This is a genomic window from Caulobacter ginsengisoli (assembly GCF_030814835.1).
Taxonomy (GTDB): domain Bacteria; phylum Pseudomonadota; class Alphaproteobacteria; order Caulobacterales; family Caulobacteraceae; genus Caulobacter; species Caulobacter ginsengisoli.
This window is the reverse complement of the sequence record NZ_JAUSVS010000008.1, coordinates 51,407-66,662: the sequence shown is the minus strand read 5'-3', so window position 1 is coordinate 66,662 and position 15,256 is coordinate 51,407. Positions and strand designations below refer to the sequence as shown.

Genomic DNA, 15,256 nt, shown 5'->3' with positions numbered 1-15,256 from the left:
GGCTCATCATGGGGCGAGACGCGCTGAATAGACGAAACCTGGCGGCGCTGCTGACCGGCGCCCTGTTCGGCGCGCCCTTGCTGGCCCCCCTGACGGCCAGGGCCCAGGGAGATACGCCCAATCCGACCACCGCGCCGCTGTTCGATCCCAGCGTCGGGGTCGGGGCGGGAAACGATCTCTATTCCCGCCTGACCGCGCCGGTCACGCTCAACGAGCAGGGACCCTACGACTTCGTCATCGACACCGGGGCCAACCATTCGGTGCTGTCGAGCGAGATCGCCGAGGCGCTGAACCTGCGGCCCGGCCGACCGATCCAGATGAATACCGTCGTCGGCATCGAGACCGTGCCAACGGTCATCGTCGACCGGGTCAATCTGGGCGGCCGGCTGACCAAGAAGGTCGCCATGGCCGTGCTGCCCCAGGCCGCCATCGGGGGGGCCGGGCTGATGGGGGTCGACCAGCTTGCTGGGCGCAGATTGACCATGGACTTCAAATCGCGGCGGTTGCTGATCCAGGGCTCCGGCTCGCAGCCCAGCGACAGCGGCGCCATCGCCGTCCAGGCCCGCTTCCGCGACGGCCGGCTGACCCTGCTGAACGCCCAGGCCTCGTCGCTGGACATCACCGTCTTCCTGGATTCCGGGTCGGAGATCACGGTCGGCAACACCGCCCTGCGCCGGAAACTGGGCGCCCGGCTGCGGCCGCTCGATCCCAGCCGCTTCCCCGACGTCCCGGTGATCGCCGCCACCGGAGCCGAGATCAACGGCTCGCTGGGCGTGCTGCCCATGCTGAAGATCGGCGGCCTGACCGTCTTCAACATGCCCATGGTCTTCGCCGATCTGCACACCTTCAGCCTTTGGGGCGCGGCCGACATCCCGGCCCTGCTGGTCGGGGTCGACCTGCTGCGCGAATTCGCCTCGGTCGACCTCGATTTCGGCAGCGGCCAGGTGCTGTTCCACCTGCCCGGCTGGCAGAACGCCCCGACCGGCACCCTGATCAGGGGAATCTGAGGCGCCCAAATTCACCCCTCAGGTGAGTTTTTTTGGTCACGTTCACGCCCTCGCAAGACCCCGGTGGCAGGCTCGCCTTGACCCGTGGTCGGCGGGCGCCGCATTGCTGAGCGGCGGATACGAGGGGCCTTTTCATGAAGTGGCAGGCGCGGCTCGCGCGGGATTGGCGGTTCTTCAAGGGCCTCAGCCGGACCCTGAAATGGGTCAAGTCCATCGCGCCCGATTCGCCCAACCTGATCTGCGACGACCTGGAAAAGGCCGTCGACGAGCATCGCGACCGTCCGGCCATCACCTTCGAGGGCCGCACCGTCACCTATGGCGAGATGGACCAGATCGCCAACCGCTACGCCAACTGGGCCAAGGGCCAGGGCATCACCCGCGGCCAGACGGTGGCGCTGTTCATGCCCAACCGCCTGGAATATCTGCCGATCTGGTACGGGCTCTCCAAGGTCGGCATCTGCACGGCCCTGATCAACAACCAGCTGACCGGCCAGGCCCTGACCCACTGCCTGAACATCTCCGGCGCCCTGCATTGCCTGGTCGACGCCGAGACCTCGCCGGCTTTCGAGGCCATCCGGGGCAACCTCGAAAAACACATGCAGCAGTGGACGCTGGGCCCCGTCCAGGGCGATCGGCGCGACCTGACCACGGCGCTGAAGAGCTGCAGCCAGCTGCGCCCCGATCGCCAGACGGCGCGGGGCGATATCGTCGCCAGGGACACCGCCCTCTACATCTTCACCAGCGGCACCACCGGCATGCCCAAGGCCGCCCGCATCAACCACATGCGGGCCCAGCTCTATATGCGCGGGTTCGCCGGCTCGACCGGGGCGGTGAAGACCGACCGCATCTATGTGACCCTGCCGCTCTATCACGCCACCGGAGGCCTCTGCGCCATGGGCGCGGCCCTGCTGACCGGCGGCTCGGTGGTGCTGCGCAAGAAGTTCTCGGCCACCCACTTCTGGACCGACATCTCGACCGAGGGCTGCACTATGTTCGTCTATATCGGCGAGCTGTGCCGCTACCTGATCAACCAGCCGGAACATCCGCTGGAGCGGTCGCACAAGCTGCGGCTGGCCTTCGGCAACGGCCTGCGGGGCGATGTCTGGGAGGAGATGGTCAAGCGCTTCAACATTCCCGACGTGCTGGAATTCTACGGCGCCACCGAAGGCAATGTGTCGATGTTCAACTTCGACGCCAAGCCCGGCGCCATCGGCCGCGTGCCCAAATGGCTGAAGAAGAAGTTCAATGTCCGCCTGGTGCAGTACGACGTCGAGGCCGAGGCGCCGGTGCGCGGCCCGGACGGCTTCTGCATCGAAAGCGGACCGGGCCAGGTCGGCGAGTGCCTGGGCAAGATCAGCGAGGACGCCCGCTCCAATTTTAGCGGCTATGCCGACAAGGCGGCCAGCGAGAAGAAGATCCTGCGCGACGTCTTCGAGAAGGGCGACGCCTGGTTCCGCACCGGCGACCTGATGCGGATCGACGCCGACGGCTACATCTATTTCGTCGACCGCATCGGCGACACCTTCCGCTGGAAGGGCGAGAACGTCTCGACCAGCGAGGTTTCCGAGCAGCTGGCCCAGGTTCCGGGCGTGCTGGAGGCCAACGTCTACGGCGTCGCCGTGACCGGCCAGGACGGCCGCGCCGGCATGGCGGCCCTGGCGGTGGGCGAGGACTTCGATCTGGCGAAACTCTCGGCCGAGATCGAGGGCCATATGCCGGCCTACGCCCAGCCGGTCTTCCTACGGCTACAGCGCGAGATCGCCACCACCGGCACCTTCAAATACCGCAAGGTCGACCTGGTGGCGGACGGCTTCGATCCGACCCGGGTCAAGGACCCGATCTATTTCCGCAACCCGACCAAGAAGGCCTACGTCAAGCTGACCAAGGCCAGCTACACGAAGCTGATCGAGGGCGGGTTCCGGCTGTAGGGCTGGAAGAACCCTTCCTCCATCGAGGAGGAAGGGAGAAACAAGGTTATCCCGGAACCACGAAGAACCCCGCCCGCGGGAAGTGGACATTGACCTGGCCGACCGCCGGGTCCTCACGGGCGATGGTGATGCTGCGGGGCGTCGCCGCCACCAGGGTCCCCGCCACCGGATCGCGGCCGTAGTCGTCGGCCATCACCACCACCTTGGCGCCTGGCTCGAGGCCAAGCGGGTCATTGGCGTCATGCTTGAGAGGCGGGGCGGGATCGCTGCCGCGCGCCACGGCCAGCGCTTCGGTCGAGCTCATCGTAACCTTCTTGCCGTGGCCGATGCCCGCCACGGCTTTGCGCCAGTCGGCCAGGCGCGGCATGCCGGGCGTCAGGGTCTCGACCTTGCCGGGGAGGGCGTTGCCCAGGAACCAGACGTTCATATAGGCGGCGATGTCGGCCAACCCGGGTTTGTCGCCCTGCAGCCAGCCCGTGCCGGTCTGGGCCAGCTGGTCCTCGATCCAGGCGGCCTCGCCCCGCCATTGCTGCTCCAGCGGTTTGGAGGCGGCCTTCATGGCGGCGGTGTCGAACGGCCGGCCGGACATCGCCTCGCGGTCCTTGATGAAGGCCTCCGGCACCTTGTCGCCCAGCACCCCGAAGATGATCGGCACGGTCGCGCCGAAGAACAGCCGGTCGGCCCACAGGTTCACGGCCCAGTCCAGCCCGCCGCGCACCGCCCGGGGCTCGGGCCAGCGGGCCTCGATCTCGGCCAGGATGACCTGGGTGTCGCAATAGATGTCGGCCCCGATCTGCATCGAAGGCGTGCGCCGGTAGCCGCCGGTCAGCGGCACATAGTCGGGCTTGGGCAGCATCGAGGGGATGTCCACCGACCGCCAGGTCAGGCCCTTGAGCCCGAACAGCAGCCGCACCTTCTCGGAGAAGGGCGAGGCGTCGAAGTGGTGCAGAATCGGTTCGCTGGTCATGCTGGCGGTCTCCCTGGGGAGAGAAACTAGCGCGCCTTCCGGACAGTCAACCTCAGAAAAAGTACTTTACAATGCAAAGTGAGTGGCGCATACGACGACCCACGAGACCCCGAATCGAAGAACGGGGGACTCAAGGGACAGGGCCATGACCGACAACCAGATACAGAACCTCAAGGACGACATCGCCTTCATGAAGGCCCTGGCGCAGGAAGGTCAGCAGACCCCGCTGCTGGGTGGGGCCATCCTGGTCGCCGCCGGACTGACCTTCGGCCTGGCCTCGGTCGCCCACTGGGCGCTGATGACGGGCCAGCTGAGCCTGGGCACGCGCTGGGCGCCGCTGATCATCTGGGGCGGGGCGCTGGCGGTGTTCTTCGTGGCCCTGACCGTCCTGCGGCGGCGCATTGGCGGCAAGCCGGGCGCCGGTTCGCCGGGCAATCGGGCGTTCGGCATGGCCTGGGCCTCGGTCGGCTGGACCATTTTCGCGCTCTCGGGCGCCATCGCGGTCATCGCCTACAAGACCCACAGCCCCATCATCACCGCGATCTTCCCCTCACTGATCCTGGCGCTCTACGGCGGCGGCTGGTCGGTGGCGGCGGCGATGGCCCGCAAGACCTGGCTGTGGCTGACCGCCATCGGCTCCTATGTCGCCGCGGTGGTCGTCGCCTGGTTCTGCACCAGCCCGGTGATCTTCCTGGTCTATGCGGCGGCCCTGATGCTGCTGGCCGTGCTGCCCGGCTTCATGCTGATGCGGCAGGAACCTTCGGACACCATCTAAGGGTCAGGCGTATGGACAGCTTCGACATCGACAATATCGACGAAGTGATCCACGGCCGCGTGCGGCTGGGCATCATGGCCTACCTGGCCAGCGCCGGTACCGCCGACTTCAACACTCTCAAAGCCAAGCTCCAGGCCACCGACGGCAATCTCTCGGCCCACCTGCGCAAGCTGGAGGACGCCGGCTATGTTGGGGTGGAAAAGAGCTTCGTCGACCGCAAGCCCCTGACCCGGATCAGCATCACCCCCGCCGGCCGCAAAGCCTTTTCGGCCTATCTCGACGCCATCAGCAAACTGGTCGAGGGCCGCTGAAGCCTCACCACAGGTGTTTGCCGTCGATGACCATCACCGGCCAGTCGGCGGCCTCGAAATCGTCGAGCAGGCGGGCGTTGACGGCGATGCGGCGGCTCTTGCCGTCCCAGGAGCCGTCCTGCTGGAAGTCGGGGCTGTCGGCATAGAGGTCGCAGCCGCAGGCGCTGCAGAAGTGGTTGTGCACCTGGCGGGTGTTCCAGCGGTAGACCGCGTCGCTGTCGGCCAGGAGGACCTTGAACTGCTCAGGCCGATAGTAGGCGTAGAGGTGGCCGCGCTTGGAGCAGAACGAGCAGGTGCAGCGGGTCAGCTTCTCCGGCAGTTCGCCATCGATCTCGAAACTGTTGCGGCCGCAATGGCAGCGTCCGGTCAGGGCCATGGTCCGTCTCCCGTTCGGGAGGGGAATGGCCGGCCGGGCCCCAGGTTCCGGCGCTTGTGACGCAAGCCGGACAGGGCCACTCTGGGGTTTCCGGAGGACATCCCATGCGCGCTACCATTCCCTGCCTCGCCGCCCTGCTGCTGCTCACCGCCTGCGAAAAGCCCGCCCCGGGCGGCGTCGACATCGACGCGCTCAACAATGCGGTGGCCTCGGCGGTCGGGGATCCGGCCACCTGCGTGATCCTGGCCGAGAAGGACACTGGCAAGGTGGTCTATCGCCTGGGCGAGCCCCGCATCTGCCGGCGCGAGTTCACCGACTGCCGCACTCCGCCGACAGTGATCAGCGCCGACGTCCTGATCGCCCTGGCGGCCAAGGGCGACGAGCGCGCCGAGAGCTGCGACATCCAGGGGGGCGCCAGCCGGGTCGGCTGGGCGTCAGGGCCGGTGACGGCGGGCGAGGGGGCCAAGCACGGGCCGCTGGTCTATGCCGTCAACATGGAGGGGGTGAACGCCCTGCCGGGCCGCGAGATCAAGGCCCGGCTGGAGCCCGCCCTGGCGAAGGCGGGGCTCTAGCCGGACCTGTCTCAGTGGCTCAGCGCACCAGTTCGAAGGTGGCGTTGATGTCGATCCGCACCTTCAGTTCGCCGGCCTGGACCGGCGTGGATTCGGCCGAGGCCTTGTCGCGGGCGAAGGCCATCATCGGCATCGGCGGCTGGGGCGCATAGCCGCCGCCTTCGCTGAGCGTGACCAGCCGGGCGACCTTGTAGCCCATCGCCGAAGCGTAGAGGTTGGCCTTCATCTGCAGCGCCTTGACCGCTTCAAACCGGGCGTCGTTCTCGGCCTTGTCGCTGTCTTCCAAGCCAAAACTGACCCCGCCGACCGTATTGGCGCCGGCATTGACCGAGGCGTCGACCGCCTGGCCCAGCCGGGTCAGGTCATGGACCACGATGGTGACCTGGTTGGTCACCTGGTAGCCGGTCAGCCGGGGCGGCAGGTTCTCCTGGTAGACATACTGCGGCGAGACATTGAGGCCCGAGGTCTGAATGTCCTTGTCGGCGATGCCGCCGCGCTTCAGGGCGGCGATCACCTGGTTCATCTTCACCGCGTTGGCGCGCAGCGCCTCGGCGGCGGTGGGGGCGTCGACCTGGACGCCCAGGCTGATCGTGGCCATGTCGGGCGCGGCGTGGGTCTCGCCATAGGCTGAGAGGCTGAGCGTGGTGGCCTGGAATATCGTGGCCGCTTCGGTGGGCGCGGTTTGGGCCAGGGCGGCGCCGGACGCGCCGGCGACGATCAGAACGCTGAGGGCGGCGGCGCGGAACAGGGACTTCATCTTCTTCTCCCGCGAGGTCCGTGAGTGGCCTCGTCGCCGACCTTAGAACGTCTTCAACCTGAACCGCAGCTTTAAGCGCCGTTGTGGCCGTGCTAACCGGCGGCCATAGGCCCGTAGCTCAATGGTTAGAGCTGACCGCTCATAACGGTCTGGTTGGGGGTTCGAGTCCCTCCGGGCCTACTCGCCTTCGCGCTTCGCGCTACGGCGCAGCAAGCTCCCCGTAGAATAGCGCGAGGCGACCGCGCCGTAGCCGGAGGCGTAGGCGGGCCACCGTCAGATGTGATTAGCTTTCGCTCCGTCGAGAGAGCCGAGGGGAAGCTAGTGAAATACGTCTATATCCTGCGAAGCCTGGGCGACGATCTGCACCACTACGTCGGCGTCACGGCCGATCTCCGCGCACGCCTCGAGAAGCACAACAAGGGCGAGGTCTTCCACACGGCGAAGTACCGTCCTTGGGAGCTCAAGACCTACATCGCCTTCAGCGACGAGGCGCAGGCCTTTCAATTCGAAAAATATCTCAAGACCGCCTCGGGGCGCGCCTTCGCCAAGAAGCGACTGTGACGCGCTCGGCGCCCTAAGATCCGCTTAGGAACCTGGGCGCGGCGCCGATCCGCCGGAGGATCGCCGGCATGCGGGGAAGTCTGCTCCTTCCACGATCTTTCCGTCCGCGCGCGATTGACCGTAGTCGCCCAGACGGCCGACCCGGTGGGGTGGTATCCCCTGAATGCGGGATTGACCCAGCGCGCGCCGCCGAACGAATGAAAACCCATGAAGTGCACCCCCGGGAAGGCGTTTGACCTGGCCTTGCCAGATGGCGTCCGCGTCAGTGATCTGACCGGATCCCAGACACTGGACCATGCCGCGCTCGCCCCGCTGGTTACCGCCGTCGCCGCTCGGCTCGGGGAGCTGGGCGTGGGGCCGGGGGTGGTCATCCTCTACCAGGGACCGCAACAGGCGGCGGCGCTGGTCCTGTTCTGGGCGAGCATGATCGTCGGCGGCGTCTTCGTCCCGGTCGACGAAGGGTGGCCGGCGTTTCAACTGGCGCACGCCGCCGGCCGGCTGGCGCCCGGACTGGTCGTGACCACCTCCGCCGCCGCGGCCGCGGTCTTTCCGGATGCGGCCAGCCTGCACCTCGACGGCGGGACGGACTTCGGCGGTCTCTCGGCGCTCGCCGACTGGGCGGCGGGGACCGAGGGGACGGGGGCGACGGCCATCGTTCCGGCCACGGCCGCCGGGGCCTGTCTCTACACCTCCGGCTCGTCAGGAACGCCCAAGGCCGTCGTGTTGAGCCGCGCCGCCCTGATCCAGAGCGCCCGGTCGACCATCGACGCTTTTGGCTGGGAGCCGGGTGAGCGCCTGGTCAACCTGCCGGACCCGCACACCATGAGCGGTCTGCGGAACGCCTTTCTGGCGGCGCCGCTGGGCGGCGTCGAATGGGTCCCACTGCCCGGCCCCGACCGGGGCGACCTGTTCAGCCTGATCGAGAAGTTGGCTCTGGCCCGCTGCCAGCGCCTGGTGATCGGGCCTCTGTTGTTGCGGCAGCTGGCCCTGCTTGGCGCGCGGGTTCCGGCGGCGATGTTCGACGGTCTCAAGGCCATCTATTGCACCGGCGCGCCCCTCGATGCGACCAGCGCGGCGCGGATGCACGCCCGGTGGGGCGTGCCGGTGATCAACTACTACGGCCTTACCGAGACGGCGGGCCTGTGCCTCAGCCAGCGGTTGAGCGGCTGGCGGCCAGGCGACGTGGGGCTGGGCCATCCCGTCGACTGCCAGGCCCGGCTGGTCGGCGCTGATGGCGTGATCTCATCCACCGACGTTGAGGGCGAGCTGCAGATTCGCAGCGCCCGCCTGATGAGCGGCTATCTGGGCGACGCCCAGGCCAGCGCCGAGCGGTTCGACGGCGACTGGCTGCGCACGGGCGATCTGGCCCGGCGGCGCGCCGATGGCAGCTACGAGTTGGTCGGCCGCATCGGCCATTTCATCAACACCCTGGCGACTGAGCGTATTCAACCCGAGGAGATCGAGCAGGTGCTGGAGCGTCACGACGAGGTGGTCGAGGCGGCGGTGTTTGGCCGCCCCGAGCCGGGGGGCGGCGAGCGGATCATCGCCCTGGTCGTTCCGGCTCCAGTCGCCGACGCCGCCAGAGACCTGACCCCGATGCTGGCCGAATTCGCGGCCGAACATCTGGGGCTGGGCCGACGCCCGTCCCTCATCCTGCTGGTCGAGAGCCTGCCCCGCCAGAACAACGGCAAGCTCCTGCGCCACCGGTTGCCGGAGTTGGCTCAGTGAGCAGTCCCGCACGGGCGTTGTTCGACAAGGCCAAAGACTCCCCGCTTTCGCGCCGGACCTGGCTGTCCGTCGAGGGGCGCCCCATCACCTATGGCGAACTCGCCGACAGCATCGAGAGGGTCGGGGGACTGCTGGCGCGCCATGGTGTCCGACCGGGCGACCGGGTCGTGGCGGGCCTGCCCGACGATGGAGATACGGCGATCCTGTTCCTGGCCCTGATCTGTCAGGGCGTGACAGCCGTCCAGATTGACCCTCTGACGCCGGTCAATCGCGCCGTCACCCTGATCCGGCGAGCCAGGCCCGCCCTGGCCATCTTCAGCGCCGACCTCGCCGCCGCCTGGTGCGATCGCGCGGCGACCTGGCCGGTCGTCAAGGTGTCCCCACCCCCGGCGGGACGCAGCCATGGCCTCAGCGCGCTTCTGGGCGTCGGCAAGCCGGTTTCGGGACTGGAAGTCCTGCTCAAGGCGGAGACCGCCAGTTCGCCCCCGGCCACGGTTCCCGAAGAGACGCTGGCCTACATCCTGTTCACGTCCGGAACGACCGCCGAATCCAAGGGCGTCTGCATCAGCCATCGCGCCCTCTTCGCCCACCTTGAGAGCCTGGCGCGCGTGTACCGGATCGACGGCGCCAGCCGCATCCTCAACACGCTGATGCTGTCCCACGCCGACGGCCAGGTTCAGGGACCCCTGCTGGCCTTCGCCACGGGGGCCAGCTGCCATCGTCCGGTCCGGTTCGAGATCGGCACGATCGAGCGGGTGCTGGACAGCGTCTTTCAGCAGCGCATCACCCACATGATCGCGGTGCCGACGATGATGTCGCTGATCGCCCGACTGGGAGGGGACAGGTCGGACGCGTTCCGGGGCGGCGACTTCAAATACCTGGTTTCCTGCGGCGGCGCGCTGGAGGCCGGGCTCTGGAAGACGATGGAGGAGACCTTCTCCCTCGAAATCATCAATGGCTACGGCTTGACGGAGACCGTCGCCGGCGGGGTCTTCGCGGGTGGCGGCCTTGGCGGCGGTCAGCGCGGGAGTATCGGCCAGCCGGTCGATTGCGAGCTGCGGATCATCGACGACTGCGGCGTCGAGGCGCCGGAAGGCGAACTGCTGATCCGGGGCGACCTCATCATGTCGGGGTATTTCGACGACGAGACCCTGACACGGCAGACCCTCGTCGATGGCTGGCTGCACACCGGCGACATCGCGCGCCGCGACGCTGCGGGCGACTACTGGATCTGCGGCCGAAGGAAGAGTGTCATCATCCGGGGCGGACTGAACATTCACCCCGACGAGATCACCGAGGTGCTGAACCAGCACCCGGGCGTCCGCGAGTCGGTCGTCTTTGGCGAACCGGACACCGACTGGGGCGAGACCGTAACCGCGCTGGTCGCCGCGGAGGCCGAGGTCACCGCCGAGCAGCTGCTGGCGTTTTGCCGGGACCGCCTGGAGCCGCGAAAGACTCCGGGCCGTATCGTCATGACGACCGATCTGCCGAAGGGCCGCTCGGGAAAGGTGATTCTCGACGAGGCGCGCGCGCTGGCGGCCAGCGAGGCCGCCACCCGCTCCAACGCCGGCTCCAATATCGAACAGCGGCTGTTGAAGGTCGCGGCCGAGGTCTTCGGCGTGGAGGCCGACGGGCTTTCGCTCGACTCGTCTCCGCGAACCGTCGGCGGATGGGATTCCCTGGCTCATCTCAACCTCGTCTTCGCGGCTGAGGAAGCCTTCGCAATCCAGCTGTCGCCGCGGCAGATCATGAAGCTGGACAGCCTGCGGATCCTGGCAAGGTTCATCGAATCTCGATGACCCGCGGGACCCAGCCGCTCTGGAGCTGGGCCCTGGCGGCGGCTCTTGCCGCCGCGGTCCTGGCCGGCCTCGCCGCCGATCCGGCGGGGCGGCTGGATGCGAACAGCGATCTGAATCTGTCCCGGCTGGACCGCGTGGCGACGCGGGAAACACCCATCGTCGTGCTCATCGGCTCCTCGAAGGTGCAGTGCGGGATCGGCTTCGATGATGAGCTTGCCGCCCGGATACGGGCCCTTGGGGTCGAAGCCCAGGTCGTTCGAATAACGCGACAGGGGGCGGTGTACGAGGACCTAAGGCCCGCGTTCGAGCGGCTGGCGACCCTGCGTCCCGCGCTGGTGTTGCTTGAGGAGGACCTGGTTCTCTACACGCATCGACGATTGCCGGCGCTCGAAACGGTGTCCTGGCGCGCCCGCGCCAAGCGCGCCCTGCGCATTCGATTTGGCCTCAAGCGCATCGCCTTCAACGACCCCGTGGCTGGGCGCGCGCCCTGCGGCGCGGGGGCGCCGCCCGTGCTTTCCGCCGCCGAGATGAAGGCCTACCAGAGCGCGCTTTCCGAGCTCGGGGCCAGTTCGGCGGCCGACCGGGCGGCCTATCTGAATCAGCTTGCCGGCCTCAGGACCCGAGGGGCGCGGACGGTGCTGATCGATGTGACGCGATCACCGGCCGCGGCCGCCGTATTTCCGGAAAGGCTGGCCAGTCATGCCCGGCGGACATTGGCGGAACTGGCCCGGGATCCCGGGGACGAACGGCTGAGTCCGCCGACCGCCTTCCCTCAGTCGGCCTACGCCGACGCGGGTCATCTGAACGCCCAGGGACGCCGGCTCTACATGGCCTGGCTCGCGCCCCAGATCGTCCGCCTGATCCGCACCACGCCGCCCGGGGCAGCCCCGTGAATGAAGGCCTGTTGCTTCCGGCGTTCGCCTGGCTTTGCGCCATCACCGCGCTCGCCTGGCTCGTCCCGGCGCGATGGCAACCCCTAGTGGTCGGCCTGGGCGGCGGCGGGTTGCTGGCCTGGTATGCGCCGGCGTCCCTGGCCGTCCTCGGGGCCGGCACGGTCGTCAGTTTCTCCGTGGCGCGTCTGACACGCCTCCGGTCCGTTGGCGTCAGCCTGACGATCGCCGGTCTGGCGGCCGCCTACGCCGCGCTGCTCTGGGGCTCGCGTCAAGCCAGCGGGCTATCGCTCATCCTGCCGCTTGGCATGGCCTATTACGTGCTGCGCACGGTCCACTATCTCGTCGAAGCCAACCTCGGGCGCCTGCGGCCCCATAGCCTGGCCGACTATGCGACCTATCAGTTCCTGCCATCGGCCCTGTTCTTCGGCCCGATCCATCGCTTCGACGAGTTCCAGCGCGATCTGGCGCGGCGACGCTGGGACAATGCCGTGTTTTCACGCGGTCTGGGCCGAATCCTGGCCGGCGCCGGCAAGATCGTGGTCATCGGCAACTTCATTCTTGTCGAGCGGCTGGGCTATAGCGCCCAGACCGACCCGCTGGGGGGCGGGGCGCTGGATATCTATCGGCACGGCCTGCTCAGCTGGGCCAATCTCTACTTCCAGTTCAGCGGCTACAGCGACATCGGCATTGGCTTCGCGGCCCTGATGGGCTTTCGCCTGCGTGAGAACTTCGACTGGCCGTTCCTGGCGCGGAACATCGGCGATTTCTGGCGCCGGTGGCATATCAGCCTTTCGACCTGGTGCCGCGACTATGTCTACGCGCCGGCCATGGCCAGGACCCGCAGCCACCTTCTGGCCATCACCGCCTCGATGCTGGTTCTGGGGCTGTGGCACGCCATTTCCCTGCACTACCTGCTTTGGGGGCTCTACCACGCACTGGGCCTGTCGATCTGGCGGCGCTTCACGGCATTGGCGCCCGCCATGGGTCGGCTGCCCGCGCCGATACGTCATACCTGGACGGCCTTCGCGGTGTTTCTGACGCTGAATTTCGTCGTCCTCAGCTTCACGGTCACGACGCTGGTCGAACGGCTCATCGAAAGGATCTGAGCATGTATGCAACCCTGAGCAGCCGGCTGCCCAAACTGGCCGCGACCCTGATCTGCGCAGCGATCGAGGCGCTCGCCATCGTACTGGTCGTGCTGCTTTCCGACACGCCGTTCGGCGCCTTCTCCTATATGAAGCTCTAGCGGCGATGCGGCGCGCGACGCTTCCGATCCTGGCCTGCCCGACCTGCCGGCGCGGGTTTGAGCTCCACGGTCCCGCCGACGAGACGGGCGATACCCGCCAGGGCTATCTGAACTGCGCGGCCTGCGGCCTGCATATCCCGGTGATCGAGGGTTTTCCGCTGTTCACCGAGCCGCGGATGCATGCCGGGCAGGTGTCCGCTCCGGCGCTCGAAGCGCTCTCGGGGCAGCTGTTTGGCGATCCGGCCGCCTACGAGGACTATCGTGCGAGCAAGGACCGGCGCGACCTGTGGGAGGCCTATGCCGCCTTCCAGCCGTTCAACGAATCGACGCGCGCGGCCGAGCCTCTGCTGGGAATCCTGGCCGCTCATCTGCAACCCGGAGATGTCATTCTCGACGTCTGGGGCAGGACCGGCTGGAGCGGTGAATGGCTGGCCGGCCTGTTCCCCGACAACCGGGTCATAAGCCTGTGGGAGGGTGACTCCAGCGTTCTCGGCTACCGCGGTTTCCGCCACTGGCTGGGACCCGATCGCCGGGCGGCCAATCTCGACATCCTGTTCATACCGCCAAACCGCCCCCTGCCGTTCAGGGATGGGGCTTTCGGCGCCGTCTACGCCCTGGACAGCCTGCATCGCTACGAGCTGTATCCGTTCGCGGGCGAATGCCTGCGGGTGGCCCGGCCCGACGCAGCCCTGCTCTTCGCCCATCTGCATCTCAGCAACGCCGAACCCGACCCCTTCTTCGAACGCGGATGCCGGCAGCTGCACGGCAGGGACTATCGGGCCTGGCTTGACGGCGTGCTGGCGGGCGGTGGCCGCCAGGGCTGGGTGCTGAGCGAGGCGGATCTGTTCAATGCGCGGGCCGGCGACCGACTGGACGACTCCCCGGACACCCCCCACTACAACGGCGCGGTCCTGATCGCCGACCCGGCCCGCGCCCCGATGATCGCGCCGCCGCCCGCCCTGCCGGACCCGGACGGTCGTTTTCTGGTCAATCCCTTGCTGCGACTGCGGCCGGGCCGGGGCGATCTGGTCGTCGATCCTGGCCTGCGTAGTGGCGAGGTCGGACGTCTGTTGAGCCGCCACCCCATCTACGAGCGACGGCTCCCCGCCGAACCCCTGAGTGTCTCTCCCATCGACTGGCTGATTCTCTGCCTGGCGCTTACCGGTCATACGCGGTCACGGATCGACGCCGTGATCGGCCCCTCGAAGACACGGCCGACGGACGATCCCCTGACCCGGCTGGTCGCCGCCGAGGTCCTCTTGCCAGTGACGGTGTCGCCGCAGGCTCACGAGATGCAGCGCTTCCACGCCAACCAACTTCCGGCCGGGGAGCCCGGGCTCCTGTTGCCGCGGCTCATCGAGGCCCTGTGGGATGATCCCAAGCCGGCGGTGACTCTGCCCGACGGCGCCAGTCTGACCGGCGGAGACTTCGCCCGCGCCGTCGCCGCCGCGGCGAGGCTGCTGGAGGAGGAAGGCCTGCGTGCGGGTGACCGCCTGGGACTGCCCGCTGCCACCGACCCGCTCGTCTTCATCCTGCTGGTCGCCGGCATGGCGATGGGGCTCGATATCGAGATCGGCGTCAGGCCCGACAGTTCACCGACGAGCGCCCTCGCGCTGATGATTCCGGGGGCTGGCGAAGAGGCTCCGATCGGCGGGAGATACAGGCGTCCGAGCGGAGATGACGGGGCGTTGGCGGAGCGGCTTGGGGCGCTTCTGGCTGCCGACCTCGCGCCCCCACGGGTCCGGACCGGCGGCCATCTGGAAATGTCGGTCGGCGGGCGGTGGCTCTCCCTGGAGAGCACGCTTCTGATCGAGGCGGCCGTCGCCTTGCGCCACGTGACGGGCGCCGACCGGCGGATTGTCGAGGATTTCGGCGCTCTCGACACCTTGCTGTTCGGTTTGGCGACCCTGTTTCGGCGCGATGAGCTGATCTTCGGCGGCCGGCCAGAACCCCACGAGTCGCGCATGCCGGCAAAGGAAAAGAGCGGGCCCCAGCCTGCCAGGAATGTTCGCGAGCGCTAGAGTGAATGTCCGATTCACTCTGGCGGTCGCGTGCAACTATTGACACTCTTGTTGGTATTCGCCGCAACGCTCTGGGCAATCAATAGTAGTTTCAATCGGTTTCGGTAACCTCCGGGCCTGCCGCCTTCGCCGTTTACCACGGCAGCTCACTTGTCCCGCCGAAGCCCGTTGACTCATCTGGGGGGCCCGGACATACAATCAGTAATCGACAACACAGTTCGGGCGGGATCGGGGGACGCATGAATTGACTGCACGAGGGGCAGGTTCATGACGCGTGTTCAGTTTTCCTTTGGTTCGATTTCGCTTCCCGGACTA

The 15,256-nt window shown here is 67.7% G+C and carries 15 protein-coding genes and 1 tRNA gene; 13 read left to right on the top strand and 3 right to left on the bottom strand.

Annotated elements, in window-relative coordinates:
- The first annotated feature begins 8 nt into the window (after nt 1-8).
- Complete coding sequence (locus QO010_RS17755) at nt 9-1,007, top strand: aspartyl protease family protein (protein WP_307351366.1); 999 nt, start codon at nt 9-11, stop codon at nt 1,005-1,007.
- A 134-nt stretch (nt 1,008-1,141) separates the two neighbouring features.
- Nucleotides 1,142-2,935, top strand: a complete 1,794-nt coding sequence (locus tag QO010_RS17750; RefSeq protein ID WP_307351365.1) for a long-chain-acyl-CoA synthetase — start codon at nt 1,142-1,144, stop codon at nt 2,933-2,935.
- Nucleotides 2,936-2,981: 46 nt separating this feature from the next.
- On the opposite strand, the gene QO010_RS17745 is transcribed toward QO010_RS17750, so the two are convergent.
- Nucleotides 2,982-3,902 (bottom strand): glutathione S-transferase family protein, encoded by a 921-nt coding sequence (locus QO010_RS17745; RefSeq protein WP_307351364.1) that lies wholly within the window; start codon nt 3,900-3,902, stop codon nt 2,982-2,984.
- 145 nt (nt 3,903-4,047) lie between these two features.
- Here QO010_RS17745 and QO010_RS17740 point away from each other — a divergent pair, with 145 nt between their 5' ends.
- Both QO010_RS17740 and QO010_RS17735 read left to right on the top strand, forming a co-directional pair.
- Entirely contained in the window at nt 4,048-4,677 is a 630-nt protein-coding gene (locus QO010_RS17740) for a hypothetical protein (protein WP_307351362.1), read from the top strand.
- Nucleotides 4,678-4,688: 11 nt separating this feature from the next.
- Nucleotides 4,689-4,988, top strand: coding sequence for a winged helix-turn-helix domain-containing protein (locus tag QO010_RS17735; protein ID WP_307351360.1), 300 nt, complete (start codon nt 4,689-4,691; stop codon nt 4,986-4,988).
- A gap of 4 nt (nt 4,989-4,992) precedes the next feature.
- Here the strand turns inward: QO010_RS17735 and QO010_RS17730 are convergent, their stop codons facing one another.
- Nucleotides 4,993-5,364, bottom strand: a complete 372-nt coding sequence (locus QO010_RS17730; protein ID WP_307351359.1) for a GFA family protein — start codon at nt 5,362-5,364, stop codon at nt 4,993-4,995.
- A 104-nt stretch (nt 5,365-5,468) separates the two neighbouring features.
- Between QO010_RS17730 and QO010_RS17725 the strand changes: the two genes are divergently transcribed.
- Nucleotides 5,469-5,936, top strand: a complete 468-nt coding sequence (locus QO010_RS17725; protein WP_307351357.1) for a hypothetical protein — start codon at nt 5,469-5,471, stop codon at nt 5,934-5,936.
- A 19-nt stretch (nt 5,937-5,955) separates the two neighbouring features.
- Here the strand turns inward: QO010_RS17725 and QO010_RS17720 are convergent, their stop codons facing one another.
- Nucleotides 5,956-6,693 carry an SIMPL domain-containing protein gene (locus tag QO010_RS17720; protein WP_307351355.1) on the bottom strand — a complete coding sequence of 246 codons (738 nt, stop codon included), beginning with the start codon at nt 6,691-6,693 and terminating at the stop codon, nt 5,956-5,958.
- 107 nt (nt 6,694-6,800) lie between these two features.
- Between QO010_RS17720 and QO010_RS17715 the strand changes: the two genes are divergently transcribed.
- From QO010_RS17715 to QO010_RS17680, 8 genes are all read left to right on the top strand, one after another.
- Nucleotides 6,801-6,873: transfer RNA gene (locus QO010_RS17715), tRNA-Ile, on the top strand.
- A 141-nt stretch (nt 6,874-7,014) separates the two neighbouring features.
- Nucleotides 7,015-7,254, top strand: a complete 240-nt coding sequence (locus QO010_RS17710; protein ID WP_307351353.1) for a GIY-YIG nuclease family protein — start codon at nt 7,015-7,017, stop codon at nt 7,252-7,254.
- A 207-nt stretch (nt 7,255-7,461) separates the two neighbouring features.
- On the top strand, nt 7,462-8,982 hold the full coding sequence (locus tag QO010_RS17705) for a class I adenylate-forming enzyme family protein (protein WP_307351350.1): 1,521 nt from the start codon (nt 7,462-7,464) through the stop codon (nt 8,980-8,982).
- Entirely contained in the window at nt 8,979-10,781 is a 1,803-nt protein-coding gene (locus QO010_RS17700; RefSeq protein ID WP_307351348.1) for an AMP-binding protein, read from the top strand. Before QO010_RS17705 ends, QO010_RS17700 begins: the two co-directional genes overlap by 4 nt.
- Complete coding sequence (locus tag QO010_RS17695; RefSeq protein WP_307351347.1) at nt 10,778-11,674, top strand: hypothetical protein; 897 nt, start codon at nt 10,778-10,780, stop codon at nt 11,672-11,674. Before QO010_RS17700 ends, QO010_RS17695 begins: the two co-directional genes overlap by 4 nt.
- The gene (locus tag QO010_RS17690; RefSeq protein WP_307351345.1) at nt 11,671-12,780 is read left to right on the top strand and encodes an MBOAT family O-acyltransferase; all 1,110 of its coding nucleotides are present in this window, start codon (nt 11,671-11,673) and stop codon (nt 12,778-12,780) included. Before QO010_RS17695 ends, QO010_RS17690 begins: the two co-directional genes overlap by 4 nt.
- A 2-nt stretch (nt 12,781-12,782) precedes the next feature.
- Entirely contained in the window at nt 12,783-12,920 is a 138-nt protein-coding gene (locus tag QO010_RS17685) for a hypothetical protein (protein WP_307351343.1), read from the top strand.
- Nucleotides 12,921-12,925: 5 nt separating this feature from the next.
- Nucleotides 12,926-14,941 (top strand): hypothetical protein, encoded by a 2,016-nt coding sequence (locus QO010_RS17680; RefSeq protein WP_307351341.1) that lies wholly within the window; start codon nt 12,926-12,928, stop codon nt 14,939-14,941.
- The last annotated feature ends 315 nt before the right edge of the window (nt 14,942-15,256 follow it).

What these genes read in the sequence shown, in the direction of transcription:
- QO010_RS17720 (WP_307351355.1), bottom strand. Translation starts at nt 6,693, where the DNA reads ATGAAGTCCCTGTTCCGCGCCGCCGCCCTCAGCGTTCTGATCGTCGCC.
- QO010_RS17750 (WP_307351365.1), top strand. Translation starts at nt 1,142, where the DNA reads ATGAAGTGGCAGGCGCGGCTCGCGCGGGATTGGCGGTTCTTCAAGGGC.
- QO010_RS17695 (WP_307351347.1), top strand. Translation starts at nt 10,778, where the DNA reads ATGACCCGCGGGACCCAGCCGCTCTGGAGCTGGGCCCTGGCGGCGGCT.
- QO010_RS17740 (WP_307351362.1), top strand. Translation starts at nt 4,048, where the DNA reads ATGACCGACAACCAGATACAGAACCTCAAGGACGACATCGCCTTCATG.
- QO010_RS17755 (WP_307351366.1), top strand. Translation starts at nt 9, where the DNA reads ATGGGGCGAGACGCGCTGAATAGACGAAACCTGGCGGCGCTGCTGACC.
- QO010_RS17705 (WP_307351350.1), top strand. Translation starts at nt 7,462, where the DNA reads ATGAAGTGCACCCCCGGGAAGGCGTTTGACCTGGCCTTGCCAGATGGC.
- QO010_RS17725 (WP_307351357.1), top strand. Translation starts at nt 5,469, where the DNA reads ATGCGCGCTACCATTCCCTGCCTCGCCGCCCTGCTGCTGCTCACCGCC.
- QO010_RS17680 (WP_307351341.1), top strand. Translation starts at nt 12,926, where the DNA reads ATGCGGCGCGCGACGCTTCCGATCCTGGCCTGCCCGACCTGCCGGCGC.
- QO010_RS17685 (WP_307351343.1), top strand. Translation starts at nt 12,783, where the DNA reads ATGTATGCAACCCTGAGCAGCCGGCTGCCCAAACTGGCCGCGACCCTG.
- QO010_RS17745 (WP_307351364.1), bottom strand. Translation starts at nt 3,902, where the DNA reads ATGACCAGCGAACCGATTCTGCACCACTTCGACGCCTCGCCCTTCTCC.
- QO010_RS17735 (WP_307351360.1), top strand. Translation starts at nt 4,689, where the DNA reads ATGGACAGCTTCGACATCGACAATATCGACGAAGTGATCCACGGCCGC.
- QO010_RS17730 (WP_307351359.1), bottom strand. Translation starts at nt 5,364, where the DNA reads ATGGCCCTGACCGGACGCTGCCATTGCGGCCGCAACAGTTTCGAGATC.